Annotated in this window: 19 protein-coding genes; 10 read left to right on the top strand and 9 right to left on the bottom strand. The window is 69.9% G+C overall.

Features of this window, described 5'->3' with window-relative positions:
* Nucleotides 1-71: 71 nt before the first annotated feature.
* From ACFWGZ_RS21915 to ACFWGZ_RS21895, 5 genes are all read left to right on the top strand, one after another.
* Nucleotides 72-1,211, top strand: a complete 1,140-nt coding sequence (locus ACFWGZ_RS21915) for a DegT/DnrJ/EryC1/StrS family aminotransferase (RefSeq protein ID WP_382453408.1) — start codon at nt 72-74, stop codon at nt 1,209-1,211.
* Nucleotides 1,212-1,359: 148 nt separating this feature from the next.
* Entirely contained in the window at nt 1,360-6,135 is a 4,776-nt protein-coding gene (locus ACFWGZ_RS21910; RefSeq protein WP_382453407.1) for a DUF4082 domain-containing protein, read from the top strand.
* Nucleotides 6,132-6,779 carry a NeuD/PglB/VioB family sugar acetyltransferase gene (locus ACFWGZ_RS21905; protein WP_382453406.1) on the top strand — a complete coding sequence of 216 codons (648 nt, stop codon included), beginning with the start codon at nt 6,132-6,134 and terminating at the stop codon, nt 6,777-6,779. The genes ACFWGZ_RS21910 and ACFWGZ_RS21905 overlap by 4 nt, the downstream gene beginning before the upstream one ends.
* Nucleotides 6,776-7,858: a DegT/DnrJ/EryC1/StrS family aminotransferase gene (locus ACFWGZ_RS21900; RefSeq protein WP_382453405.1), complete on the top strand. Its 1,083-nt coding sequence runs from the start codon at nt 6,776-6,778 to the stop codon at nt 7,856-7,858. The genes ACFWGZ_RS21905 and ACFWGZ_RS21900 overlap by 4 nt, the downstream gene beginning before the upstream one ends.
* Nucleotides 7,855-8,415: an acyltransferase gene (locus tag ACFWGZ_RS21895; RefSeq protein WP_382453404.1), complete on the top strand. Its 561-nt coding sequence runs from the start codon at nt 7,855-7,857 to the stop codon at nt 8,413-8,415. Before ACFWGZ_RS21900 ends, ACFWGZ_RS21895 begins: the two co-directional genes overlap by 4 nt.
* Nucleotides 8,416-8,475: 60 nt before the next feature.
* On the opposite strand, the gene ACFWGZ_RS21890 is transcribed toward ACFWGZ_RS21895, so the two are convergent.
* Together ACFWGZ_RS21890 and ACFWGZ_RS21885 are read right to left on the bottom strand one after the other, a co-directional pair.
* On the bottom strand, nt 8,476-9,816 hold the full coding sequence (locus tag ACFWGZ_RS21890; protein ID WP_382453403.1) for an O-antigen ligase family protein: 1,341 nt from the start codon (nt 9,814-9,816) through the stop codon (nt 8,476-8,478).
* Nucleotides 9,795-10,631 carry a hypothetical protein gene (locus ACFWGZ_RS21885; protein ID WP_382453402.1) on the bottom strand — a complete coding sequence of 279 codons (837 nt, stop codon included), beginning with the start codon at nt 10,629-10,631 and terminating at the stop codon, nt 9,795-9,797. The genes ACFWGZ_RS21890 and ACFWGZ_RS21885 overlap by 22 nt, the downstream gene beginning before the upstream one ends.
* A 137-nt stretch (nt 10,632-10,768) precedes the next feature.
* On the opposite strand from ACFWGZ_RS21885, the gene ACFWGZ_RS21880 reads away from it, so the two are divergent.
* On the top strand, nt 10,769-11,734 hold the full coding sequence (locus ACFWGZ_RS21880; RefSeq protein ID WP_382453401.1) for a hypothetical protein: 966 nt from the start codon (nt 10,769-10,771) through the stop codon (nt 11,732-11,734).
* Between the two features lie 7 nt (nt 11,735-11,741).
* Here the strand turns inward: ACFWGZ_RS21880 and ACFWGZ_RS21875 are convergent, their stop codons facing one another.
* Genes ACFWGZ_RS21875 through ACFWGZ_RS21865 form a run of 3 tightly spaced genes read right to left on the bottom strand, consistent with a single transcriptional unit; the run spans nt 11,742 to nt 15,405 of the window.
* A complete protein-coding gene (locus ACFWGZ_RS21875) occupies nt 11,742-12,935 on the bottom strand; it encodes a glycosyltransferase family 1 protein (RefSeq protein ID WP_382453400.1) in 1,194 nt (397 codons plus the stop codon).
* Nucleotides 12,932-14,383, bottom strand: coding sequence for a lipopolysaccharide biosynthesis protein (locus tag ACFWGZ_RS21870; protein WP_382453399.1), 1,452 nt, complete (start codon nt 14,381-14,383; stop codon nt 12,932-12,934). The genes ACFWGZ_RS21875 and ACFWGZ_RS21870 overlap by 4 nt, the downstream gene beginning before the upstream one ends.
* Nucleotides 14,380-15,405, bottom strand: a complete 1,026-nt coding sequence (locus tag ACFWGZ_RS21865) for a glycosyltransferase (protein WP_382453398.1) — start codon at nt 15,403-15,405, stop codon at nt 14,380-14,382. The genes ACFWGZ_RS21870 and ACFWGZ_RS21865 overlap by 4 nt, the downstream gene beginning before the upstream one ends.
* 107 nt (nt 15,406-15,512) lie before the next feature.
* Between ACFWGZ_RS21865 and ACFWGZ_RS21860 the strand changes: the two genes are divergently transcribed.
* Nucleotides 15,513-16,358, top strand: coding sequence for a glycosyltransferase (locus tag ACFWGZ_RS21860; RefSeq protein ID WP_382453397.1), 846 nt, complete (start codon nt 15,513-15,515; stop codon nt 16,356-16,358).
* Here ACFWGZ_RS21860 and ACFWGZ_RS21855 read toward each other — a convergent pair.
* Genes ACFWGZ_RS21855 through ACFWGZ_RS21845 form a run of 3 tightly spaced genes read right to left on the bottom strand, consistent with a single transcriptional unit; the run spans nt 16,330 to nt 21,387 of the window.
* Nucleotides 16,330-17,553 carry an MFS transporter gene (locus ACFWGZ_RS21855; protein WP_382453396.1) on the bottom strand — a complete coding sequence of 408 codons (1,224 nt, stop codon included), beginning with the start codon at nt 17,551-17,553 and terminating at the stop codon, nt 16,330-16,332. The two genes, ACFWGZ_RS21860 and ACFWGZ_RS21855, sit on opposite strands and share 29 nt — an antisense overlap.
* Nucleotides 17,554-17,560: 7 nt before the next feature.
* Nucleotides 17,561-19,384 (bottom strand): asparagine synthase (glutamine-hydrolyzing), encoded by a 1,824-nt coding sequence (gene asnB / locus ACFWGZ_RS21850; protein ID WP_382453395.1) that lies wholly within the window; start codon nt 19,382-19,384, stop codon nt 17,561-17,563.
* 2 nt (nt 19,385-19,386) lie between these two features.
* The gene (locus ACFWGZ_RS21845) at nt 19,387-21,387 is read right to left on the bottom strand and encodes a glycosyltransferase (RefSeq protein WP_382453394.1); all 2,001 of its coding nucleotides are present in this window, start codon (nt 21,385-21,387) and stop codon (nt 19,387-19,389) included.
* Between the two features lie 111 nt (nt 21,388-21,498).
* Here ACFWGZ_RS21845 and ACFWGZ_RS21840 point away from each other — a divergent pair, with 111 nt between their 5' ends.
* Nucleotides 21,499-22,830 carry a glycosyltransferase family 4 protein gene (locus tag ACFWGZ_RS21840; RefSeq protein WP_382453393.1) on the top strand — a complete coding sequence of 444 codons (1,332 nt, stop codon included), beginning with the start codon at nt 21,499-21,501 and terminating at the stop codon, nt 22,828-22,830.
* Nucleotides 22,830-24,125 carry a UDP-glucose dehydrogenase family protein gene (locus tag ACFWGZ_RS21835; RefSeq protein WP_382453392.1) on the top strand — a complete coding sequence of 432 codons (1,296 nt, stop codon included), beginning with the start codon at nt 22,830-22,832 and terminating at the stop codon, nt 24,123-24,125. The genes ACFWGZ_RS21840 and ACFWGZ_RS21835 overlap by 1 nt, the downstream gene beginning before the upstream one ends.
* Nucleotides 24,126-24,182: 57 nt before the next feature.
* Here ACFWGZ_RS21835 and ACFWGZ_RS21830 read toward each other — a convergent pair whose 3' ends face one another.
* Nucleotides 24,183-24,878 carry a PIG-L deacetylase family protein gene (locus ACFWGZ_RS21830; RefSeq protein WP_382453391.1) on the bottom strand — a complete coding sequence of 232 codons (696 nt, stop codon included), beginning with the start codon at nt 24,876-24,878 and terminating at the stop codon, nt 24,183-24,185.
* 34 nt (nt 24,879-24,912) lie between these two features.
* Here ACFWGZ_RS21830 and ACFWGZ_RS21825 point away from each other — a divergent pair, with 34 nt between their 5' ends.
* Nucleotides 24,913-25,392, top strand: coding sequence for an SLATT domain-containing protein (locus tag ACFWGZ_RS21825; protein WP_382453390.1), 480 nt, complete (start codon nt 24,913-24,915; stop codon nt 25,390-25,392).
* The last annotated feature ends 2 nt before the right edge of the window (nt 25,393-25,394 follow it).

Below are 25,394 nucleotides of genomic sequence, written 5' to 3'. Positions count from 1 at the left end.
AAAACCCAGTTCGGCGGCGTCGCGGCCGCACCTGCAGGTACGAAAGCCCGTCCACCAGAAGAGGTAGAGCTGTGATTCCGGTCATGCGGCCGTTGCTCGGCGAAGAAGAAGCACTGGCCGCCGCCGAAGCCGTGCGGTCCGGCTGGGTGGCGCAGGGCCCGCGGGTCCGCGAGTTCGAGGAGGCCTTCGCGGCGTCGGTCGGCGCGAACCACGGCGTCGCGGTGTCCTCCTGCACCACCGGCCTGCACCTCGCGGTGCACGTGCTCGGCATCGGCCCCGGCGACGAGGTCGTCGTGCCGTCGCTGTCGTTCATCGCCACGGCCAACTCCGTGCGCTACACCGGCGCGACCCCGGTCTTCGCCGACATCGAGGCGGCCACCGGCAACCTGACGGCGTCCACTGTGGAACCGGTGCTCACCGAGCGCACCCGCGCGGTCATGGTCGTGCACCAGGCCGGCGTGCCCGCGGACGTCGACGCGATCAAGGCGCTGTGCGAACCGCGCGGCATCGCCGTCATCGAGGACGCGGCCTGCGCGTCGGGTTCGACCTACAAGGGCAAGCCGGTCGGCGCGAACGCGCTGCTCGCCGCCTGGTCGTTCCACCCGCGCAAGCTCCTCACCACGGGTGAGGGCGGCATGGTCACGACCGACGACCCCGACTGGGTTGTGCGCCTCAAGCGCCTGCGCGAGCACGGCATGAGCGTGTCGGCGGCGGACCGCCACCACGGCGGGAGCGCCGTCATCGAGCAGTACCTCGAGACCGCCTTCAACTACCGGATGACCGACATCCAGGCCGCCGTCGGGCTGGTGCAGCTGTCCAAACTGGACATGATCATCGCCCGTCGCCGTGAGTTGGCCGCGCGTTACCACGAGTTGCTGGACGGCGTCGTCGAGACGGTGGCGGACCCCGAGTACGGGACGACCAACTACCAGTCCTTCTGGGTCTGGTTGCCCGAGGGCGGCCCGGACCGCCAGGCAGTCCTCTCCGGACTCGCGGAACGGGGTGTCAGCGCACGGCGCGGGATCATGGCGTCACACCTCGAACCGGCTTATTACGGGCACGACAGCGCGCCGCTGCCGGTGACCGAGGAGTTCACGGCCAGAACCCTGATCCTGCCGCTGTTCCACGAGATGACGGAGTCCGAACAGGACCAGGTCGTGACGGCCCTGTCGGACACTCTCCACGCATCCCGCCTGACCGTCCGTGGTTGAAACACGGTGATTTCGGTTTTGCCAGAACTTTCTTCTGTTGACACGTAACAGCTTCAACCAGATCGCCGACGTTCGGAGTAGCAGCCCTGTGCTGTCCAGCGTAGTGCGCGGATCACACACGGTAACTCCGTCCGAGAGGTGAAACCCAATGGTGGCTCAGCAGTCGCGTCTCATGCGGGTGCTAATGATCACGGCGTTGATTGCATCCTCGTTCTTCATGCTCGGGGTGTTCAACGCCCCCAACGCCAATGCCGCCCCGTGTGACTTCCCCGTCACGAACAAGGTCGCGTGCGAGAACACGCAGACCGGCGCGGACAACTGGCAGGCGCAGTACCGCGACGACTCGATCCTCGGGTACACGACGGACATCAGCTACAACGTCGGGCAGACGGTCAGCTTCAAGATGCTGACCTCCGCCTCGTCGTACAAGCTCGACGTCTACCGGATGGGCTGGTACGGCGGGAAGGGCGCCCGGTACATGGGCACCGTCCAGCGCAACACGCCGCAGAACCAACCTCCCTGTCTGAGAGACGGGCCGACCGCGCTGATCGACTGCGGCAACTGGGCCGTGTCGCTCACGTGGAACATCCCGTCCACCGCGGTCTCCGGCATCTACTACGTGCGCATGACGCGCAACGACACCGGTGCCGAGAACGAGATGGCGTTCGTCGTCCGCGACGACAGCTCCCAGTCGAAGATCTTCTTCCAGACCTCCGACGCCACCTGGGTCGCCTACAACCGCTACGGCGGCAACAGCCTCTACTTCGGTGACGGCCCCGGCCAGGGCGGCAGCGCGTACAAGGTCAGCTACAACCGCCCGTACACCGGCGGCGACGGCGACGAGAACTTCATCTTCAACGCCGAGTACCCCATGCTCAGGTTCCTGGAGCGCAACGGGTACGACATGAGCTACACGACCGACGTGGACTCGGCCCGGCGCGGCAACCTGATAAAGAACCACAAGGTCTTCATGGCCGTCGGCCACGACGAGTACTGGTCGAACGAGCAGTGGAACAACGTGATGGCCGCCCGCGACGCCGGCGTGCACATGGCGTTCCTGACCGGCAACGAGATCTTCTGGAAGACCAAGTGGGAGAAGAGCACGGACTCCTCCCAGACCGACTGGCGCACCATCGTCTGCTTCAAGGAGACGAAGGGCACGCAGAACGACGGCGAGAACACCTGGACCGGCACGTGGCGCGACCCGCGCTACAGCCCGCCGCAGGACGGCGGCAGACCGGAGAACGCGTTGCTCGGCAACATGTTCACCGTGAACGGCCGGCGTGACGACTCGCTGCAGGTGCCGGCCGCCTACGGCAAGATGCGGCTCTGGCGCAACACCGACCTGCCGAACATGGCGTCCGGCAGCACGTACACGTTCCAGCCCGGCACGCTGGGTTACGAGTGGAACACCGTGTACGACAACGGCTTCCAGCCCGCCGGCGTCGCGCAGATGTCGCGGACGAGCGTCAACCTCGACGGCTACTACGCGCTGAAGAACTACGGCGACGAGTACGGCGGCGGCACCGAGACCCACGCCATCACCTACTACCGCGCACCCTCGGGCGCGCTGGTGTTCGGCGCGGGCACGGTCCAGTGGGCCTGGGGCGTGGACGACGAGCACGCGTTCCTCACCAACACGCCGACGTCGGACAAGCGGATCAAGCAGGCCACGGTCAACTTCCTCGCGGACATGGGCGTGCAGCCCTACCAGCTGTGGGGGGCCGACCAGCTCACGATCTCCGGTGCCATCAACGACAACGTCGCCCCCGGCGTGCAGATCACGAACCTGCCGGCGCAGTCGACGGTCGGCCAGCCCTACACCTTCAGCGGCACCGTGATCGACGCCGCCGGCAAGGTCGCGGGCGTCGAGGTCTCCACCGACGGCGGCACGCGCTGGCACTACGCGAACTGGCAGGCCGGCCAGACGACGTGGAGCTACACCTACACGCCGTCGCAGTCCGGCACCGCCCAGCTGCGCGTCCGCGCGGTCGACGACTCGCTGAACCTCTCCGCACCGGTGAGCGCGACCCCGAACGTCGGCACCAGGACCTGCCCGTGCGGCATGTTCTCCGGCCAGGAGGTCCCGAAGGTCACCTCCGCCGACGACAGCTCGCAGCTCGAGCTCGGCGTCAAGTGGAAGGCCGCGAGCAACGGCTACGTCCGCGGCGTGAAGTTCTACAAGGGCACCGGCAACACCGGCACGCACACCGGGTCGCTCTGGGCGGCCAACGGCGACCTGCTCGCCACCGGCACGTTCGTCAACGAGAGCGCGACCGGCTGGCAGACGCTGCTGTTCCCGTCGCCGATCGCGGTGAACGCGAACACGACCTACATCGTGTCGTACTACACGCCGACCGGGCACTTCGCCTACGACAGCGGCGGGTTCTACCAGCAGCAGGCGTACATGGAACCCATCACCGGCCTCAAGTCCGGTGTGGACGGGCCGAACGGCGTGTTCCGCTTCGGCGCCGGCTTCCCGAACAACACGTTCGACCACACGAACTACTGGGTCGACGTGGTGTGGGCGACGGACCCCGGTCCCGACACCCGCGCACCCGTCCAGTCGGCGATGTCCCCGGTCTCCAACGCCGGTTCCGTCGCGCTCAACACCACGGTGTCCGGCACGTTCGACGAGAACGTGACGCTCAACTCGGCGCAGGTCACCGTGACCGGCCCGAGCGGCACCGTGACGGGCACCAAGACGATCTCGAACGACGCCCGCACGATCACGTTCACGCCGTCCGCGCCGCTCGCGGCCGCCACGGCCTACACCGTGACCATGCGAGCGGCCGACGCGGCGGGAAACCTGTCGGCACAGGCGAACTGGACGTTCACGACGGGCTCGCCGAGACCGGCCGCCTGCCCGTGCACGGTCTGGGACGACTTCGCGGCCCCCGCGGTGGTCGACTCGGGTGACACGAGCCAGGTCGAGGTCGGCACGAAGGTCCGCTTCGACGGCAAGGGCGAGGTCCTCGGCGTCCGCTTCTACAAGGGCAGCGGGAACACCGGCACGCACACCGGTTCGCTGTGGACGGCCAACGGCCTGCTGCTCGCGACCGGCACGTTCAACGCCGAGACGACGTCCGGCTGGCAGAAGCTGATGTTCACCTCGCCCGTCCAGGTGCAGGCGAACACGACCTACGTCGTGTCGTACAACGCGCCCAACGGCCGGTACTCGGTCACCTCCGGCTACTTCAACGGCCAGGAGGCGAGCTACCAGTCGCTGCACGCGCTGCAGAACGGTGCCGACGGCGGCAACGGCGTCTACAAGTACGGCACGGGCTTCCCGAACGGCTCGTACAACGCCACGAACTACTGGGTCGACGTCATCTACCGCAACGGGCTCAACGGTGACACCACGCCGCCGTCGATCACGAGCCGCACGCCGGCCGTGAACGCGACGAACGTGGGCCTGCAGAGCGCGCTGACGGCGACGTTCAGCGAACCGGTCGACCCCGCGTCGGCGCAGATCTGGCTGACGGACCCGAAGGGCGCCAAGCTGACCGGCTCGGTGTCGCTCTCGGGCGACCAGAAGACCGTCACGTGGACGCCGTCCGGCAAGCTCGTCGTCGGCACGCAGTACAAGGCGCACGTGGGCATCGCGGACGTCAACGGCATCGCGATGCCGGCGCCCGCGGAGTGGACCTTCACGACCACGACCACGCCGACCTGCCCGTGCTCGCTGTTCAGCACGGCGACCGTGCCCGACGAGACGTCCGCGGACGACTCGGGCGCGTACGAGCTCGGCGTGCGGTTCAGCCCGACCCAGTCCGGTCAGATCACCGGTGTCCGCTTCTACAAGGGCGCGGGCAACACCGGCACGCACACCGGCTCGCTGTGGAGCTCCACCGGCCAGCGGCTCGCCACCGGCACGTTCGGCAACGAGACCGCGACCGGCTGGCAGACGCTGACGTTCTCGCAGCCCGTGGTCGTCAGCGCCGGGCAGACCTACACCGCCTCGTACACGACGACCACCGGCCACTACGCGGTGAACGGCGGGTACTTCGGCACCGGTGCGGTCAACTCGGGCCCGCTGTCGGCACCGCAGGAGCAGAACGGCGTGTTCGTGCCGGGCTCCGGGTTCCCGACGATGACCTACGGCTCCGGCAACTACTGGGTCGACGTCGTCTACCAGCCCAACGCCGACAACGACGCCCCGGTGGCGCAGTCGCACACGCCGCTGACCGGCGCGTCGGACGTGGCGCTGAACTCCACGGTCACCGTGTCGTTCGACGAGGCCGTCGACCTCGGCTCGGCGCAGTTCGACGTCACCGACCCCGGCGGCGCGAAGATCGCCGGCACGAGGTCGCTCTCGCCGGACAGCCGGATGATCACGTTCACGCCGGCCGCCAGGTTCGCGGCGTCCACCGTCTACTCGGTGAGCGTCAAGGCAGCGGACACGTTCGGGAACATGATGGCCGGTCCGGTCACGTGGTCGTTCACCACGGCGACGACGCAGACCTGTCCGTGCTCGCTGTTCAGTGCGGCGACGGTGCCCTCGGTGACGTCGTCCGACGACACGAGCCCGTACGAGCTGGGCGTGAAGTTCACGTCGAGCACGAACGGCCAGGTCACCGGCGTGAAGTTCTACAAGGGCGCGGGCAACACCGGCACCCACACCGGGTCGCTCTGGTCCGCGGACGGCACCCGTCTGGCGACCGGCACGTTCTCGAACGAGACCGAGTCGGGCTGGCAGACGCTGACGTTCACGACACCGGTGCCGCTCACGGCCGGGACCACGTACGTGGCCTCGTACACGACGACCACGGGCCACTACGCCGTGAACTCGGGCTACTTCGGCTCGGTGACCTCGCCTCCGCTGGCAGCCACTGCCTCGGCCGGTGTGTTCGCCCCGGGCTCCGGGTTCCCGACGTCGTCCTACAACGGTGGCAACTACTGGGTCGACGTGGTGTTCCAGTGACCCCCAGGCCGTTGCTGCTGATCGGAGCAGGGGGACTCGCCCGCGAGGTGCTCGCGGCGGTCCGCCTGCTCCCGGACGTCTGGAACCCCGTCGGGGCTCTCGACGACACCGCCGCCCTGCACGGCACCCTGATCGACGGGGTGCCCGTGCTGGGCGGGCTCGGCAGCCTCGGCGACCACCCGGACGCGGCCGTCGTGGCGTGCATCGCCAATGCGCGGCGGCCGTTGTCCCGGCTGGGGCTCGTGTCCCGTCTCGGGTTGCCGGACGAGCGGTGGGCGACCATCGTTCATCCGGCGGCCGTCACGTCCGGTGCCTCGCTGGGCGCCGGGACCGTGCTGCTGGCGGGGGTCGTGATCACGACCCCGCTGCCGGTGGGCAGGCACGTCGTGGCGATGCCGCACGTGCTGATCACCCACGACGACGAGGTGTCGGACGGCGTCACGTTCGCCGGCCGAGCCTCGCTCGGCGGGGGAGTGTTCGTGGGGGAGTCCGCGTACCTGGGACAGGGAGCCCTGGTGCGCGAGGGGTGCAAGATCGGCGCCGGTGCCGTCGTGGGCATGGGAGCCGTTGTCCTGCAGGACGTTCCGGCAGGCCAGACGTGGGCCGGCGTTCCGGCCCGCCCGTTGCGTGGGGAGAGCGCGTGATCGAGATTCCGCTGGTGGACCTGCGTGCGCAGCACGAGCAGGTGGCCGACGAGGTGGCCGACGGCTGGGCAGAGGTGCTCAAGACGACGGCCTTCATCGGAGGCCCCCAGGTCGCCCGGTTCGAGTCGGAGTTCGCTGCCTACCAGGAGGTCCCGCACGCCATCGGTGTCGGCAACGGCACCGACGCCATCGAACTGGCGCTGCGCGCACTGGGGGTCGGGCACGGCGACGAGGTCGTCCTGCCCGCCAACACGTTCATCGCCACGGCCGAGGCCGTCGCCCGCTGCGGCGCGACGCCCGTGCTCGTGGACTGCGTCGACGACACGCTGCTGATCGACGCTTCCGCGGTGTCGTCCGCGGTCACCTCGCGGACCAAGGCCGTCGTGCCCGTGCACCTCTACGGCCAGGCGGCCCCGGTCGAGCTGCTGCCTCCCGGTGTGCCGGTGGTCGAGGACGCCGCGCAGGCCCAGGGCGCCCGCCGCAACGGCACCGCGGTCGGCGGCCTCGGCGTCGCGGCCGCGACCTCGTTCTACCCCGGCAAGAACCTCGGCGCGTACGGCGACGGCGGCGCGGTCCTGACGACGTCCGACGCCGTGGCGGAGTCGGTCCGCCTGCTGCGCGAGCACGGTTCGCCGCGCAAGTACGAGCACCCGGTCCTCGGCTTCAACAGCCGCCTCGACACGCTGCAGGCCGTGGTGCTGTCCGCGAAGCTGCGCCGCCTCGAGGGCTGGAACCAGGCCCGCCGCGCCGCCGCCACCCGCTACACCGAGATGCTGGCCGACGTCCCCGGCGTGCGGACGCCGGTGGTCCTGGACGGCAACCTGCCCGTCTGGCACCTCTACGTCGTGCGCGTCGCGGACCGCGACCGCGTGCTCTCCTCCCTGCACGCCGCGGACATCGGCGCCGGCATCCACTACCCGACGCCGCTGCACAGGACGGGCGCGTTCGCCTCGCTGGCGGGTTCGTTCCCGGTGGCCGAGCAGTCGGCCGCGGAGATCCTGTCGCTGCCGCTGTTCCCGGAGATCACCGAGGCGCAGCAGACCCGCGTGGTCGAGGCGCTGGCGGAGGCGCTGCGATGACCGGTGTCCGCGTGCACCCGCACGGCCTGTGCGAGTCCTCCGACGTGGGCGACGGCACGCGCGTGTGGGCGTTCGCGCACGTCCTGCCGGGCGCCCGCATCGGCCGTGACTGCAACATCTGCGACGGCGCGTTCGTCGAGTCGCGCGCGGTGCTGGGCAACAACGTGACGGTCAAGAACAGCACTCTCGTCTTCGACGGCGTGACGTGCGAGGACGACGTGTTCCTCGGCCCGAACGTGCTGTTCACCAACGACCTGCGGCCCCGCGCGCACGTGAAGAAGACCGGCGACGCGCTGGAGACCACCCTCGTCCGGCGCGGCGCGACCCTCGGCGCCGGCACGGTCGTCGTGTGCGGCACGGTGATCGGCGAGCACGCGTTCGCCGCGGCCGGTTCGGTGGTCACGCGGTCGGTGCCCGCCCACGCCTTCGTGGCCGGGAACCCGGCCGTGGTCAAGGGGTGGGTCTGCGCGTGCGGGGTGCGGCTGGCGGACGACCTGTCGTGTCCCGAGTGCGGGATCCGGCACGAGGAGACCCCGGACGGGTTGAAGGCGGTCTGACGACCGCGACCTCGAACGACACCCAGGTGACGACCGGGACGGTCCTCGTGGGCTTCCGGCTCACGCGCGCTCGACCCGGTCGGCCGGGCCGACCGGGTTCCGCGCCCGGTCCGCCTCCTGCCGCGCGATCCGCAGCAGGGCCCCCGAGGTCCCCAGCAGGAGGAACGTCATCCCGGTCGCCACGCTGAAGCTCAGCGAGTCGAAGGTCGCCGCCCCGAGCGCCGAGGTCAGCATCGCCCCGACCAGGCACACCGCCAAGCCCCGCACGTTCTCGTCCTTCGACAGCGAACGAGCCCGCAGCGCGGCGTAGATCCCCCCGAGGAACAGCAGCACGTAGGCGAGCAGCCCCAGGTACCCGTTCTCGATCATCGTCAGCAGGTACTGGTTGTCGAGGATCGTGTACTTCGACGGCAGGAACGTGCCGAAGCCGCGCCCCAGCCACGGGTGCTTGGCGATCTCCAGCCACGCGCCGTCGTAGTCCTTCGTGCGGCCCTGGAACGACGGGTCGTCCTCGATGTTCGAGAACATCGACGTGACGGTGCCGAAGAGCCCCGGCACGACGGCCGAGGCGCCGCCCAGGAAGACCGCGCCGACACCGAGCAGCGGCAGGCCGCGGCGGCGGGGCAGCAGCACCCCGAGCACGACGCCCGTCACCACCAGGCCGATGATCGCGGTGCGCGACAGCGACAGGATCGCCATCAGGGCGAGCAGCGACAGGGCGGCCAGCCAGCGGCCGCTCGGTTCGCCGCGGTCCTTCGCCTGGAACAGGAAGTGCGCCGCGAACGGCACGCCCAGCACGCAGACCAGACCGAACTCGATCGGGTGGTTCACCGTGCCGGCGGGGCGGAAGAAGATCGACCTCGACTCCAGCGCCGAGTAGCCGTTGTCCTGCACGCGCAGGCCCGGCAGCGTGATGTACGACGCCAGGTCGAGGCCGATGCCGAACTGGATGAGCCCCACGAACGCGCTGACCGTCAGGCAGCCGACCATCACCCTGAGCATGCGGCTCAGGCGCTCGCCGCTGCGGATCGCGTCGATCACGAACACCGCGAGCGCCGACATCGCCACGATCCGGATCAGCGACGAGTCGGACACCGACAGCTCGTCCGCCGGCAGGTAGCGGCGGGTGGCGAGCGCGTAGGTGGCGAGGTGCAGGACGACGAACAGCCCGAGCAGGGTGCGGACGGTGTTGCGGCCCTTCGCGAGGCCCAGGTGGTCGACGAGGTGGGCGGCGAACCACAGGACCGCGAGGCACAGCGCCACGAACAGCGCGGGCGGCAGGGTGATCGGGACGAACGCGATCGTGAACCGGGCGGGGACGACGAGCAGCGCCAGCACGTAGAAGATCACGAGCGTGGCGCCGTCGGCGCGCTGGTGCGTCAGTCGTCTTTCGTCGGCCATGCCGGGTTCGTGGGCTTGGGCGCGGGGATGATGACCGTCTTCTGGTGGGCGTTCGGCACGCCCTGCGGTGGCCGCGGCTGGCCGTTGCCGTTCGGCTGGGGCCGCGACGGCGGGGCGTGCGACGGCGGCGGTGGCGCGGTGTCCTTCTCGGACTCCGGCTCCTCCGCGCCCTCCTCGCCCTTGCGCTTGCGCATCCGGTTCATGATCGAGTCGGCGGCGAAGGTGGAGGCGATCGTCAGCAGCAGCAGCACGACCGTGGCCGCGCCGACGTACCGGACCTTGCCGCCGATCTTGGCCGACGCCGTGGTCGGCTTCACGAGGATCTGCGCCGTGATGAACGTCTGTTCGGGTGCGTTCAACGCCTTCTGCTGCGCCGCGAGCTCGTTCACCGTCTTCTCGAGCACCTTGCCGACGAGACCCTCCGCCGACTCGGCCGAGTCGGCCTCGGTCGAGATGAACAGCAGCGGGCCGCCGACGGGACCGGTGTTCGCGGTGTAGGTGGCCGTGGAGTTCTTGCCCGCCAGCTCTTCCGCGGTCTTCGGGTCGCCCAGCACCTGCGTCAGGATCTGCGCGGTGGTCGTGAGGCTGCCGTCGAACTGCAGCAGCGGGTTGACCTTCACCACGTCCTCGGGCTTGGTCTTCTCCGAGTACCGGCCGCCGGCGGCGGGGGAGGTGAGGACCAGCACGCCGCTCGACTCGTACCGCGTGGGAACGGTGACGTAGACGTACAGGGCGAGGACGCCGGTGAGCAGCACTGCGGGCAGGGCGATGTACCACCGCCGCCGCAGCACTCGTACGGTGCCCCAGAAGTCCATCAACATCCCCGATCCGCGGCTCGGTCTTGCCATCGCACTGTTCGCAGGGTATCGCCCACCAGGAAAATCGGGGTGAGCTGCCAACTGTTACAGCCGGTAGCGCGGCGGCGATGAAGGAGGGGAATCCAGGAGGCGGAATGCGTGTGCGACGACTGGCCCTGACGGTGGCGGCCATCCTCGTTGTGATCGGCGGGACGGCGGCTTACGTCGTCACGGCGGCCACCGACGCGAAGCAGCCCGCGGGCGCGGAGAACGTGTCGAAGGCCAAGACGGGCGACCTGCTCTTCGTCGACCTCGCGGGCGGCCAGAACCGCGTCGAGAAGCTCGCCGAAGGCGGTACCCGCACCCCGACCGACCTCGCCTGCCAGCGCTTTTACGTCTCCGGCGGCACCAGCGTGTGCCTCAAGCTCTCCGGTCCCGGCCCGTCCTACGCGGCCGAGGTCAGCCGGGACGGCAAGCCGGTCAAGAGCGTTCCGCTGCCCGGCATCCCCAGCCGCGCGAAGGTCTCGAAGTCCGGCAACGTGGTGTCGTGGACGAGTTTCGTCACCGGCGACTCGTACTCCGTGCCGGGCGGGTTCTCCACCCGGACGGGTTTCTTCGACGTCCGCACGGGGGAGACGGTCGAATCGATCGAGCACTTCGCGGCCACTGTGGAGGGTGCTCCGCTCACCGCGAGTGACGTCAATTACTGGGGTCTGACCGTCGGTTCCGACGATCGGACGTTCTACGCCACTCTGGCGAGTGGTGGATTCACCTGGTTGGTGAAGGGAGATCTCGGGACCAAGGCCGTGACGTCGTTGCGGCGCGATGCCGAGTGTCCCTCGCTTTCCCCGGACGGCACGAAGGTCGCCTACAAGAAGCGCATCGGCCGCCTCGGCCCGTGGGACCTCGCGGTGCTCGACCTCGCGACGAACGAGGAGAAGCGGCTGCCGGGCACGGCGGGCATCGACGACCAGGCGACGTGGCTCGGCGAGACCGAGGTCGCGTTCGCCGCGGTGCCCAAGGACGCCCGGCTGCCCGCCGTTCACCTCGCCCCCGCCGACGGCTCGAAGCCCGCCGAGGTCCTGATCCCGGACGCCACCTCGCCCTCGCCCGTGACGTGAGCGCCGCTCACGTGCAGAGCTCGCGCCCGAGCACCTTCTCCAGCTCGAGTCCCGCCGCATCCCAGGAACGTCCCTCCACACTGGACGCGGCCGCGCGGGCGATCGCGTCGAAGTCCGGCGATGTGACCACTTCGGACAAAGCGCGCGCCAGCGAGTGCGGGGTCGGTGCCGCGTACCGGACGTGGTCGTTGTCCAGGACCACGCGGTTGAAGTGCGCGTCGTTCACCACCGGGATGCATCCGGCGGCGAGCATCTCGTGCGGCACCAGGGACACGTTCGTCATCGACAGCGACAGGCCGGCGAAGCAGCGGTTGTAGATCGCGTTCAGGTCGTCGGGTGTGACCAGGCCGTGGTCGACGAACTGCGGCCCGAGCTGCCCGATCTTCTCGCCGTAGACGTGGATCTTGAGGTCCGGGTGCTTCTCGGCGAACACCTCGAGCGCGAGCAGGCCGAGCTCGAACGCGCGCCGCGGGGCCTTGCGCCGGGCGTAGAAGACGATGCCGTCGCGCTGCTCGCCGCGCAGCGAGTACCGGTCGGCGTCGCAGCCGAAGTCGAAGTGGTCGGCGGGCATGCCGTGCTCGTCGAGGACCTTGTCGGCGAGGAACCGGCCGGCGGTGAAGCCGTGCATGCCCATCCGGTAGGTGTTCTCGGCCAGCGTGTAGAGGCCGCCCTGCGGGTAGAACCACGGCTCGTAGTCCTGCACGAGGTAGAACCGCTTGCCCCGGCACGGGTCGTTGAACGCCGGGTAGGCGGTGATCCAGGCCGTCGCGAAGACCGCGTGCGCGTCCGCCATGCCGTCCGAGACGTCGTGGATCGAGCCCTGGAAGAACGGGAACGCCGCGCGGATGCCGGGTTCGAGGTCGGAGACCGTGTTGCCGAACGTGTCGTACAGGTAGAGCTTGCACGTGTGCCCGACCGACTCCAGGTGCCGGATGAGCCGGAACATCGTGGTGTGCCCGCCGGAGCCCTTCGACGGGGGAGTGGTCACCCAGTTGACCGTGAGCCGCCCGCCCGGCGGGATCGGCGGGACGCGCACGGGCTTGCGCTCGTCGACGTCGGCGCGCCGCACGTCCTCCAGGCGGACGGGCATCTCCTCGCCCTCGACGCCGAGCCGGCGCGACGCGGCGGTGAGCAGCCGCGCGCCGAGCTGCTTCGCACCCTGCTCCCGGACGATCTTCGTGACCTGCCTCAGGCGTCTCACGCGTTGGCCCTCTTCTTCAGCACGGCAAGGACTTCGTGTCTCATCGGGAACACCACGAGCGCGTAGGCGAGGCACGACAGCGCACCGCCCACGAGGATCTGCAGCAGCTCGCTGTCGATCGCGGTCCGCACGCCGAGCACCACGGCGACCATCAGCACGCCGCCGAGGAACGGCCGCAGGAGCCGGGCGCCGAGAGCGCCGGCGCGGATGCCGTACGGCTTGAACGTGACGAGGTACGCGGGCGTGATGACGAGCACCGCGACGATCACGTGCGCCGCCGCGACCCCGCGGATGCCGTCGAGGTGCGCGCCCAGCGCCAGCAGCGGCACGAGCGCGCCCAGCCACACCAGGTGGATCCACAGGATGGCCCTGGACCGGCCGGCGGACGCGAGGAAGTCGTACCCCAGCTCCAGCGCCACCCGGACCGCGCCGAGCAGCACCAGCAGCGCCAGGGCGGCCGCCGCGGGGGCCCAGCGCTCGCCGTAGACGACGCGGATGAGCGGTTCGGCCAGGGCGGCCAGCAGCACGCACGCGGGCACCGTCACGAGCGCGAGGAGGCCCAGTGCGCGCCCGAACGCCTTCTGGAACAGCTCGGCGTCCTCGCGCACCTTGGAGAACGCGGCCAGCGACACGCTGCGCACCGGCGCCGAGAACGCCGCCACCGGCCAGCTCGCCAGGTTGAACGCGAGCAGGTAGAAGCCCAGCGGCACGGTGCCGAGCACGGCGCCGACGACGATGTAGTCGACGTTCATCACGCCGAAGATCAGCAGGCTCGACCCCGCGAGCGGCAGGCCGAACGCGAGCAGCTCCCTGGCCTGCGCGGGGTTCCAGCCCGGCCGGAACCGGTCCTTGGTGAGCCAGAACATGATGACCGCGGCCGAGAGGTTCTGCGCGATCCGCTGCCACGCGAGGCTCCACGCGCCGAACCCCATGAGCGCGAGCACGACCGCGACCGCCGTGCCGGCCACGAACGCGGCGGTGTCGGCGTAGAACTTGTGGTCCTGCCGGAAGTCGCGCTGCATCATCGCGCCCGGCACCGCGGTGGCGCCGGCGATGACGAGGGCGACGGACATGAGCTGGATGACGCCGGTCGCCTCGGGCGCGTCCATGGCGTTCGAGAACCAGGGCGCGCCGACGACGCAGATCAACGCGAGCAGACCGCCCGACGCGAGCGACAGCGTCGTCACGGTCGGCGCCATCTCCTCGACCGGGCCGTTGTGGCGGACCAGGGCGGCGCTCACGCCGAGCTCGGAGACGCTCAGGACGATGTTGAGGACGACGAGCGCGACCGCGAAGACGCCGAACTGCTCGGGCGCGATCAGGCGGGCCAGCAGGACGCTGATGCCGACGGCGGCGAGCCGTTGCAGCAACGAGTTGACGGCGCTCCAGCGGATCGCCGAGGAGACCCGGCCTTCGAGCTGTCCCTTGTCCTGGTCGACCGTGCTCACCACTCGCCCCGCCACTTCCACCGTTGCGTCCCGATCCACAATTTCGCCCTCTTGAAGGCATGCGGCGCGAGGAAGAGTTGCGTGCGGTTGAGGAACGACGGGCTGAACTTCCGGCGTCGCAGCAGGGCGCGGTACTCCGGCAGCTCCTCGAGGCGGTCGTAGGTCTCCCGCGCGAAGTCGAGGAGCTCCTGCTCCGTGCCGTCGAGCTGGTCGCGGTCGTGCAACCGGACCGCGCGCCACAGCGCGTCCGCGGCGATGGCCTTGCGCGCCAACGCCCTCAACCGTCCGGGCAGGCCGGGGCTCTGCTCCAGCACGAGGTCGAAAACGTCGCGCCGCTGCTCCAGGTCGGCGAACACCGACTTGAACGTGGTGCGCATCATGGAGTTCTCGTGCACGCGGTAATACGCGCCCGGCTTGCCGCTGACGTACCCGATGTCCGACACGGCCGCGATCCGCAGCCACATCTCCAGGTCGCCCGCGTGGGGCAGGTCCGCGCGGTAGCCGCCGACCTTCTGCTGGACCTTCGTGCGCACGACGACCTCCGGCGAGGAGATCACGTTGCGGCTGCTGCGGAAGCGGTTCTCGATCCACTCCTCGCCGCGCCAGACCTTCGTCGTGGCCGGCAGCTGCGTCACCTTCGGCAACGCGTCGTGGTCGCTGTAGTACACGACGCGCCCGTAGACCATGCCCACCTCGGGGTTCTGCTCGAACACCGCGGCCGCGCGCTGCAACGCCCCCGGCGCCAGCAGGTCGTCCGCCGACAGCAGCACCGTGTAGTCGGCGCTCGCCCAGTCGAGCAGGCCCTCGTTGTAGGTGGCGATGTGCCCCTTGTTCACCTCGTGCCGGTAGCCCTCGACGCGCTTGTCGGCGGCCATCAGCTCGGCCATCACCTCGGGCGTGTTGTCCGATGAGGTGTCGTCGATCACAAGCACCCGCACGTCCACGCCCGGCTGGTCCAGCACGCTGCGCACGCAGGCGGGCAGGAAATGGGCGTAGTTGTAGCAGGGGATCACGACGTCCACCGTGGGAAGCGTTGGCACACCCTGGGTATCGATCTGCGCCCGCATTCGTTAGCGGAACGTTTTGCGCGTGGCGGGCGATGTAGGCGATGACCGGAGTAAGGGGAGTCATGGCCGACCACGTCATCCTGACGCGCTTCAACCTGCCTTCGAAGGGCGCCGAGAGCTACGTCCGGGCGAAGGAAGGATGGCTGACCGAGCGCATCGCGCTGTTCGAGCGCTACTGCCTGCCATCGGTCCAGGCGCAGACGGACAAGCGGACGCGGTGGCTCATCTACTTCGACCCCGAATCACCGCAATGGCTCAAGGACAGGATCGCCTCCCACGGTGACGCGTACACGCCCGTCTACCGCGCGGAGGTCTCGCGGCAGGAGCTGAGGTCGGACATCCGGTCGCTCTTCCCGCGCACCGGTTCCGAGCTCATCACCACGAACCTCGACAACGACGACGGTCTCGCCGTCGACTTCGTGGAACGGCTCTGCGCCGCACCCCGCCCGACCACGACGGCGGCGTACTACCTGGTCAACGGCCTGATCAAGTCTCCCGGCGGGCTCTACCACCGCGTCGACCGGCACAACGCGTTCGTGTCGGTCCGCGAGTCGTGGGACGAGCCGGTGACGTGCTGGGCGCACTGGCACAACCACATGCACCTGCACTTCCCCGTCGTGGAACTGGGCGGCGCGCCGGGGTGGCTGCAGGTCGTGCACGGCGGCAACGTCTCCAACCGGACCCGCGGCCGGCTCGTGTCGCCGGAGCCGTACCGGGCGGCGTTCGGGACCTCGCTCGACGACGTGTCCGAGCCGGGGGCAGTGGCGAAGGCGCAGGACCGGCTGGTCGACCAGCCGATCCGGTTCGTGCGCGACTCCGGCCGCGTGGCCGCGAAGAACGCGGCCATGAAGGTGCTGGGCAAGGGCGGCTTCGAGAAGATCAAGCAGAAGCTGGCTGCTCGCGGTTGAGACCGTAACTCGCGATGAGCATCACGGTGAGTGCGGCCAGCGCCACCGTGACGCCGACCGAGATGCTCGTGTACTGCAACAGCAGTCCGAAAGCGACAGACGACACAAGTCGTCCCAACGCCTGACCCGTCTGCACGACGGACAACCCCGACGCCCGCAGCGACTCCGGCGCAGTCTCGCTCACCTTGGCCGACAGCACGCCGTCGGTGGCAGCGTAGAACAGCCCGTGCAGCAACAGGGCCGCGATCGCGATCCCCATCCCGCCTTCCGGGATGAACAGCAACGCGTACACGCCCAGCAACAGCGCGTGTCCGCAGAGGAACATCCGCCAGCGCCCGACCCTGTCCGACAGCTTCCCGAGCGGCGCGGCGGCCGCGAGGAAGACGACCGCCGTGCCGAGCGGGAGCAGGGGCAGGTAGCCCAGCGAGATGTTCGTGGCCTTCTGCACCAGCACGTAGACGAACGCGTCCGACACCGTCGCGAGCCCCAGCAGCCCGGCCGCGATGGTGGTCCTGCGGAACTGCTTGTCGGTGAGGAGGTTCAGCCCGGCGCGGAACGACGGCCGCGGCCCCTTCGGCTTCCCGGTCTTCGGCTCGCGCACGAACGACACGAGCACGATCAGCCCGACGACCGCGAACGCCGCCGACACCGCGAAGATCGGCCCCGGCACCATCCCGATCTGGGCGAGCAGCAGGAACGTGATGAGCGGGCCCAGCAGCGCGCCGAACGTGTCCATGCTGCGGTGCACGCCGAACGCCGCACCGAGCCGGTCCTCGGGCGTGGCGAGCGAGATCATCGCGTCGCGCGGCGCGGTCCGGATGCCCTTGCCGGCCCGGTCGGCGGCCATCAGCGCGCCGATGCCGAACGGCGACGCGCCCACCAGCGGGAAGAACAGCTTCGTCGCCGCCGACAGCCCGTAGCCCGCCGCCGCGACGGCCTTGGGCTTGCGGAACTTGTCCGACACGCCGCCGCCGACGAGCCGCAGCACGGCCGTGGCACCGGTGTAGATGCCGTCGAGCAGACCGAACTGCGCGTACCCCAGCTGCAGCGTGAACAGCAGGTACACCGGCAGGAACGCGGTGATCATCTCGGCGGAGACGTCGGTCAGCAGGCTGACCGTGCCGAGCGCGAACACCGTGCCCGGCAACCGCTTGCGGAAGTCGGCCTTGGAGGGGCGTGAGGAGGCGACGTACATGGGACCCCTACCAGTTGAGCGTGCGGTGCCAGACCTCGAGCGAGAGCAGCGTCCAGATGCGCGGCTGCTCGTTGCGGTCACCCGAGCTGTGGTCGTCGAGCAGCGAGCGCACCGCCGCCCCGTCGAAGGTCTTGCCCACGAACGACGTGGGCCCGGTCAGCAGGTCGTACGCCATGTCCCGCAACCCCTCGCGGAACCAGGCGTCGAGCGGCACCTTGAAGCCCGACTTGGGCCGGTCGACGACGTCGGCGGGCAGGTGCTTGCGCGCGACCTCCTTCACGACCCACTTGGTCGTGCCACCGCGCACCTTCACGTTGCTGGGCAGTGAGAACGCGAGCTCGGCCACCCGGTGGTCGAGGAACGGCGGCCGCAGCTCGAGCGACGCCGCCATCGACATGCGGTCGCCGCGTTCGAGGAGGTTGTCGGCGAGCCAGGTGTGCGAGTCGGCGTAGAGCATGCGCCGCAACGCGTCCCCGCGCCCGTTCTCGTAGGGCTCCAGCACCGACCTCGTGGCCGGACCGCCCAGCAGCGCGGACCGCTCGGCCACCGTGAAGGGCGCGAACCAGCCGCGCATGCGTTCGGCGTAGGAGGGCTCGCCGATCGCGCGCAGGGCGATGCCGAGCCGTGCCCGGGAGGCCGGGAGCGCCTTCTCCAAGCGTTTCAACGCGAACGACGGCGCGATGCCCGCGAGGCGGGTGGCGGTGGCGAAGCGGTACTTCGGGTAGCCGCCGAAGAGCTCGTCGCTGCCCTCGCCGGACAGCACGACCTTCACGTCCCGCCGGGCCAGCTCGGCGAGGCGGAACACGGCCACGTCGGCGGGCTCGGACAGCGGCGCGTCGCGGTGCCAGGAGAGCTTGGCCCAGCTGTCGCGGAAGTCGTCGGCCGTGACGACCACGTTGTGGTGGCGGCTGCCGACGATGCCCGCGACCTTCTCGGCCCAGTGGATCTCGTCGACGCGCGGGTCGCCGAAGCCCGCGGAGAACGTGTGCAGCTCCGCGTCACCGCGTTCCCGCGCCACCAGGGCCGTGATCAGCGACGAGTCGACGCCGCCGGACAGGTAGGCCCCGACCGGCACGTCCGCAACCAGGGCGTCGCGCACGGAGGCGGTCAGCGCCTCGTCCACGAGCCGCACGGCCTCCTGCGGCGTCACGGAGCGGATCTCCGACTCGCGCGGCAACTCCCAGTACGCCTCGGTGCGCACCTCGCCGGACGCCGTGACGACGAGGTGGTGGCCCTGCGGCACCTTCCGGACGCCGCGCACCAGCGTGTACGGCGCGGGCACCGACCGGTGCGCCAGGTAGTCGTGCAGTGACCGTTCGTCGACCTCCGCCGCGCCGATCGCCGGCAGCAGCGCCTTGATCTCGGAGGCGAACGCGAACATCGTCGAGTCCGCGTAGTAGTACAGCGGCAGGATGCCCAGGCGGTCGCGGAAGAGGTGCGTCTCGCGCGTCGCGTCGTCGTGGATCGCGTAGGCGAACTGGCCCCGCAGCTTCGACACCGCCGATGGGCCGTGCTGCTCGTACAGCGCCAGCAGGACCTCCGTGTCGCCGTTCGTGCGGAACGGGTACGCGAGGCCGGTGCGCAGCTCCCGGTAGTTCAGGATCTCGCCGTTGAACGCGATCGTGGTCGTCCCGGACGCGCCCGCCATCGGTTGCGGCGAGCCCGCGAGGTCGATGATCGAGAGCCGGGTGTGGGCGAAGCCGACCGGCCCGTCCGACCAGTACCCGCTGTCGTCCGGTCCGCGGTGGTGCAGCCGCTTCGCCATCTCGGCGAGCAGCTCGGGGGAGACGGGCGCGCCGTCGAACCGCCGGACGCCTGCGATGCCGCACATGGCTACTGCCCTTCCGAGAGCTGCATGAGTTCACGGGCACGGGAGTCCCACGAGGCGGTCAGCACGGCCGCACGGCGTTCGGCGGGGGTCTTGAGGCCGCCGTCCTTGAGCGTCAGGCGGACCTGGTCGATGAAGTCGGCCTCGCCGGACGCGATCCGGATCACGTCGCCGTAGCGCCCGACCTCGGGGAAGTCCGTGGACACCACGGCCAGGCCGAGGGCGAGGTACTCCTTCATCTTGATCGGGTTGGCGTGCTTGATCCAGTCGTTGTCGAGCCACGGCATGAGCGCCACGTCGAACCCGGAGCCGTAGCCGGGAATGTCCTCGTAGGACCGGAAGTCCAGCCAGTGGACGTTCGGGTACTTCGCGTAGCGCTCCATCGAGCAGGTCGCGTCGCCGATCAGCACGACCGAGGCGTCGGGGAACTCCTGGGCGACCTTCTCGATCAGGTCGAAGTCCACCAGGTAGTCGTCGAGGCTGCCGAAGAACCCGATGCGCGGCCCGGGGATCGACGCGATGTCCGCGGGAAGTTCGGTGCGGCGGGTGAAGTGGTCGACGTCCACACCGTGGTCGAGGAAGTGCGCACGGTCACCGGTCAGCGCGGACTCCTCGTCCTGCAACGCCCGCGAGACGTAGAGCACGGTGTCCGAATTGGACAGCAGCTGGTTCTCGAGCCCCGCGATGGTGCCCTGGTCGGCCTCGGGGAACGCCGAGTGCCGGTCGGACCGGTTGAAGACCAGTCCCCTGGTTCTCATGGGCTTCACGACGTCCCACGCCGTGGGGATCGTGGCGACGACCACGGGCGTGCCCATGCGCAGGAAGAAGCACACCGCGCGGACCTGGGTCCGGACGAGCACCGAGTTCAGCTTGCGCAGCCACGGCTTGCCGTAGAACGGCAGGGGAGCGGGTGTCATCACGTAGAAGTTCGGCGTCCCGGGGATCGGCCGGCGCACGAGCATCGCGACGCTCTTGGCCTTGCGCAGGATCCGGCGCAGGAACTGCGTGCTCCTGCCCGGTGACGGCATGCGCAGGCCGATGCTGTTGACCAGCAGCACCTTGCGGTGCTTCGCGACCCGGCGCAGGAGCTGGAAGTCCGAGTGCGCCCGGTTGTGGTACCACCAGTCCTGTGCGCTGAAGCACAGGTAGCTGGGCCCCTCGGAGGCCACTTCCTCCGGCCAGCGCCGCATCCCGAAGAGCGCCTTCAGCGCCGCGCGGTGCTTCGGCGACCGCGCGCGAAGCCCCTCGTTCGCCACCACCGCGAGCCACATGAGGAACCCGGCGAACCGGCCGCGGCGCTCGCGGTGCAGGCGGACCTTGTTCGACGCGAGCATCGACCACAGGCGGGCGTTCGTCGACACCTCGCCGCCGATGTGCGTGACCGTCGCGCGCGGCTCGAACCACACGCCGCCGGCGCGCAGCATGTAGTCGGTTTCCTCCGAGTAGAGGAAGAAGCGCTCGTCGAGGAGGCCGTGCTCCTCGACGGTCTCCCGGGTGATCAGCCAGGCACAGCCCGTGGCCCAGTCGGCGGCGTGCGCGCCCTGGTAGGCGATGGGGGCGGTGACCGTCTCGCCCAGACCGGCGCGGCCCGCGCGCCCGCCACCGAGGAGGGCTTCCGCGAAGGCGCCTGCGACGCCCGGCTTGCGGCGCAGCGAGTGCGACAACGCGCCGCTCTCGTCGACCACGCGGGGAACGGTGATCGGCTTGCCCGCAGCGCGCAGTGCCTGCACGGCTCCGGGGTGCAACCGGATGTCCGCGTTCAGCACGAGGACGTCGTGGCCCTCCGCGGCCTTGATGCCGAGATTCACGCCCGCGGCGAATCCACCGTTGACCGGGTTCCGCAGGACCTCCACGCCGGGACGAGTGGCGGCGGCCACGGTGCCGTCGGTGGAAGCGTTGTCGACGACGATGACCCTCACGTCGTCGGGAAGCGAGTCCAGGCATCCGCCGATGACCTGTTCGCTCTGGTACGTGACGATGACCACCGCGACAGGTGACCGCTCCACAACCGCTCCTCGTTTTTCCGCTTGTGCCCGCTACATCGAGCGTTTCGGAACCTCCGTTACGAGATCCGGTTCGGCTGTAACCGTTTGGCCCCCGGGAACGAGAACAAGGGCGTGACGTCATCACCCCACGTGCTGATCATCGTGCAGAACCTGCCCGTGCCGCTGGACCGCCGGGTGTGGCTGGAATGCCGTGCCCTCACCGCCGCCGGGTACGAGGTTTCGGTGATCTGCCCCAAGGGACCGGGTGACCCGGCTCACCAGGTTCTCGACGGAGTGCACCTGTACAAGTACGCTCCGCCGCCGCAGGCCGAAGGCGCGCTGGGCTATGCGTGGGAGTTCTTGTACTGCTGGGTGCGCACGGCGTTGCTGAGCGTGAAGGTCCGTGCGCGCAAACGGTTCCACGTGCTCCAGGCGTGCAACCCGCCGGACACCTACTGGGCGCTCGCCCTGCTGTGGCGGCTCGGCGGCGTGAAGTTCGTCTTCGACCACCACGACCTCAACCCCGAGGTGTTCCTCTCGCGCTTCGGCGAGCCGAAGGGCCTCGCGGGCAAGGCGCAGTACAAGATCCTGAAGTGGCTGGAGCGCAGGACGTTCCGCACGGCCGACCGGGTGACGTCGACCAACACCTCGTACCAGAAGATCGCGTGGACGCGCGGTTCCGTGCCGCGCGAGCACACCTCCGTCGTGCGGTCGGGGCCGGACACCACCGTCATGCGACCCGTCGAGGGCGTGGACGAGCTGCGGCGCGGCGGCAAGCACCTCGTGGCCTACCTGGGGATCATGGGCCCGCAGGACGGCGTCGACGGCGTGCTGGAAGTGGCGCGCAGGGTCGTCTTCGACCGCGGGCGCACCGATGTCCGGTTCGCGCTGCTGGGCTTCGGCGACTGCCTCGAGGACCTGAAGATCCAGTCCAAGGCGTGGGGTCTCGACCCGTACGTGGAGTTCACCGGGCGGGTCGGGCCCGAACAGATCACGCGCTACCTGTCGACTTCGTCCGTCGGACTGGGCCCGGACCCGTTGTCCCCCTTGAACGACGTGTCCACCATGAACAAGACCATGGAGTACATGGCCTACGCGCTGCCGGTCCTGTCGTACCGGCTGACGGAGACCGTGGTGTCCGCCGGCGACTGCGCCGTCTACGTGGAGCCGGGTGACGTCGAGGCGTTCACCACGTCGCTGCTCGACCTGCTGGACGACGCGGAGCGCCGCGCGCGCCTGGGCTTCGAGGGCCGGCGCCGCTGCGAGGCGGAGCTCGACTGGCGCCCGCAGGCCGAGAACTACGTGGCGGTGTTCGACGGGCTCACCGGGTTCGCCTCGCGCGGCCCGTTCCCCGGCGGCAGGCCCGAGCTCGGCGCGGGCACCGACCAGTGGGGCAACAAGATGATCGACGTGAGCGACGACGCCGTGCTCCGCGCGTTCGCCGTGACCCGAACGGGAGAATGATGTTCGTCAGAAGGATCGCCGTCGTCGGCACCGGCTACGTCGGCCTCACCACCGGGGCCTGCCTCGCCTCGCTCGGGCACAGCGTGGTCTGCGCGGACGTCGACGCCGCGAAGGTCGAGCGGCTCTCGCGCGGCGAGGTCGACATCCTCGAACCCCGCCTCGCCGAACTGGTCGCCGAGGGCCTCGCGTCCGGGCGCCTGACGTTCGTGCTCGGCGCCTCGGCCGCGGTGGCCGACGCCGAGGTCGTCTTCCTCTGCGTGCCCACCCCGATGGGCGTGGGCGGCATCGCGGACCTGCAGGCCGTCGAGTCCGTTGTGGACGAGACGCGCGAGCTGCTGCCGTCCGGCTGCGTGATCGTGAACAAGTCCACGGTCCCCGTCGGCACCGCCGTGCGCACCGCGGAGCTGCTGCGCCGCGACGACGTGGCCGTCGTGTCGAACCCGGAGTTCCTCCGCGAGGGCTCGGCCGTGCACGACTTCCTCAACCCCGACCGGATCGTCGTCGGCTGCGACCAGCAGGACGCCGCCGAACGCGTCGCCGCGCTGTACGCCCGCCTGGGCGCGCCGACGGTGCTGACCGACGCGGCCTCGGCCGAGATGGTCAAGTACGCGGCCAACTGCTTCCTCGCGATGAAGCTCTCGTACGTCAACGCGGTCGCGGAGCTGTGCGAGCGGCTCGGCGCGAACATCACCGACGTCACCGAGGGCATGGGCTACGACAAGCGCATCGGCCAGGCGTTCCTCAACCCCGGTCCCGGCTGGGGCGGTTCGTGCCTGCCGAAGGACACCCACGCCATGCTCCAGGTCGCGGACGCCGCCGACTTCGAGTTCCGCCTGCTGCGCGCCACGATCGACACCAACGAGCGCCAGCGCCAGCGGATGGTCGAGAAGGTGCGCCTGGCCGTCACCGGCAAGCGCGGCGGCTCGCTGTCCCACGTGCGCCTCGGCCTGCTGGGCCTCACGTTCAAGGCGGGCACGGACGACCTGCGCGACTCCCCGGCCCTGGCCGTGGCGGCGATGCTGCGCCAGGCGGGCGCCGAGCTCGTCGGCTACGACCCGGCGCTGCCCGGCGGCCGCGACCTCGGCTCGGTGTCCGTTGTGGACGACCCGTACCAGATGGCGAAGGACGTCGACGCGCTCGTCGTGCTGACCGAGTGGCCCGACTTCCGCTCCCTGGACTGGGCGCGCCTCGCCGGCACCGTGCGCCAGCCCGTCGTCGTCGACATGCGCAACATCCTCGACCCGGACGTCATCCGCCGTGCGGGCTTCACCTGCACGTCGCTCGGGCGTCGCTGAGCCGGGAGATCGGTTCCGGAGTACCGCCGCGTCCGGTGGGGACGACCACCGGCGTCCTCACCAGCGCGGCAGGTCCGGACCGCTCGTGGTGATGCCGGCGAAGACGTCCGTCTCGGGCAGCGGCGCGCCGGTGACGTCGATCTTCCGGGAGAAGTGCTCCTGAAGGGCGAACGCCCCGTGCACCTGCTGGCTGGCGTGGCACTGCAGCGCCTTGCGCTTGACGTCCGCGACCTCGCTGATGTCGATGGTCGTCGACCCGTCCTTCGCCGTCAGGTAGAGCTTGGCGGGGATGCCGGTGCGTTCGATCGCGATCGCCGCGACCCGGTTGGCGTGCACGTGGTCGCGGTGCGTGCTGTGGTGCGTGACCACGACCTGGGGCTGGAAGTGCTCGATCAGCGCCGCGAGCCGCCCCGCCGCCGTCTCGACCGGGATGGTGCAGAACCCGCCCTCCGGCACCTCGCCGGTGAGCCCGGAGTCGTGGTAGCCGAGCATCTCGAGGTCGGTGATCCCCAGCGCGTCGCAGGCCGCGAACAGCTCGGCCCTGCGGTGCGCGGCCACGGCCTTGGGGTGGTGCCCGAACTCACCGGGCACGGCCCCGTTGGGAGCGTCGTCGAACTCGCCGTTGGTGCACGTGACCACGACGGTTCTGGCGCCCTGGCGGGCGTAGCGGGCGAGCAAGCCCCCGGTCGACGTCGACTCGTCGCCGGGACGGGCGTGGATCGCGAGCAAGGTTCTCGGTCCTGCGAACTGCACGCGGCGAACGTACCGGGTAACTAATCTCTCGTGCGTGACCGACCTGCCGAAGCCGTCCGAGTCCGGCTTGCCGTCCGGCCTGAAGCCCCTCGAGCTCGCTCATCACCTGCAGTCGCAGATCCGGCGTGGACACGCGTACGCGAGGTCGAGAAAACACCGGTTCCGCTGGAAGTCCGTTGCCGTCCGACTGACCACATTGGTGCTTTCGGCGGTGTCCACGATCATCCTCGGCCTGCAGAACCTCGACCCCTGGACCGGTACCGCGTTCGCGTTGGTCGCCGTGGTGACGGTCGTGTCCGCTTTGGAGCCGTTCTTCGCGTGGCGGTCGCTGTGGGTGCTGATGGAGGACGCGTCCTCCCGGTTCCACCGGCTCGAGGACGACCTGTCGTACTACGTGGCGTCCACTCCGGCCGATCAGGTGGAGGCGGAGCGGGTCCGGGAGATGTTCGAGCGGTACCGGGAGATCTGGGACTCGCTGAGCTCCCGGTGGTCGCGGTTGCGCGACAACGGGTGAGC

Origin of the sequence: Lentzea sp. NPDC060358 (assembly GCF_042725365.1) — a bacterium.
GTDB lineage: Bacteria > Actinomycetota > Actinomycetes > Mycobacteriales > Pseudonocardiaceae > Lentzea.
This window is presented reverse-complemented; position numbering and strand designations above follow the sequence as displayed.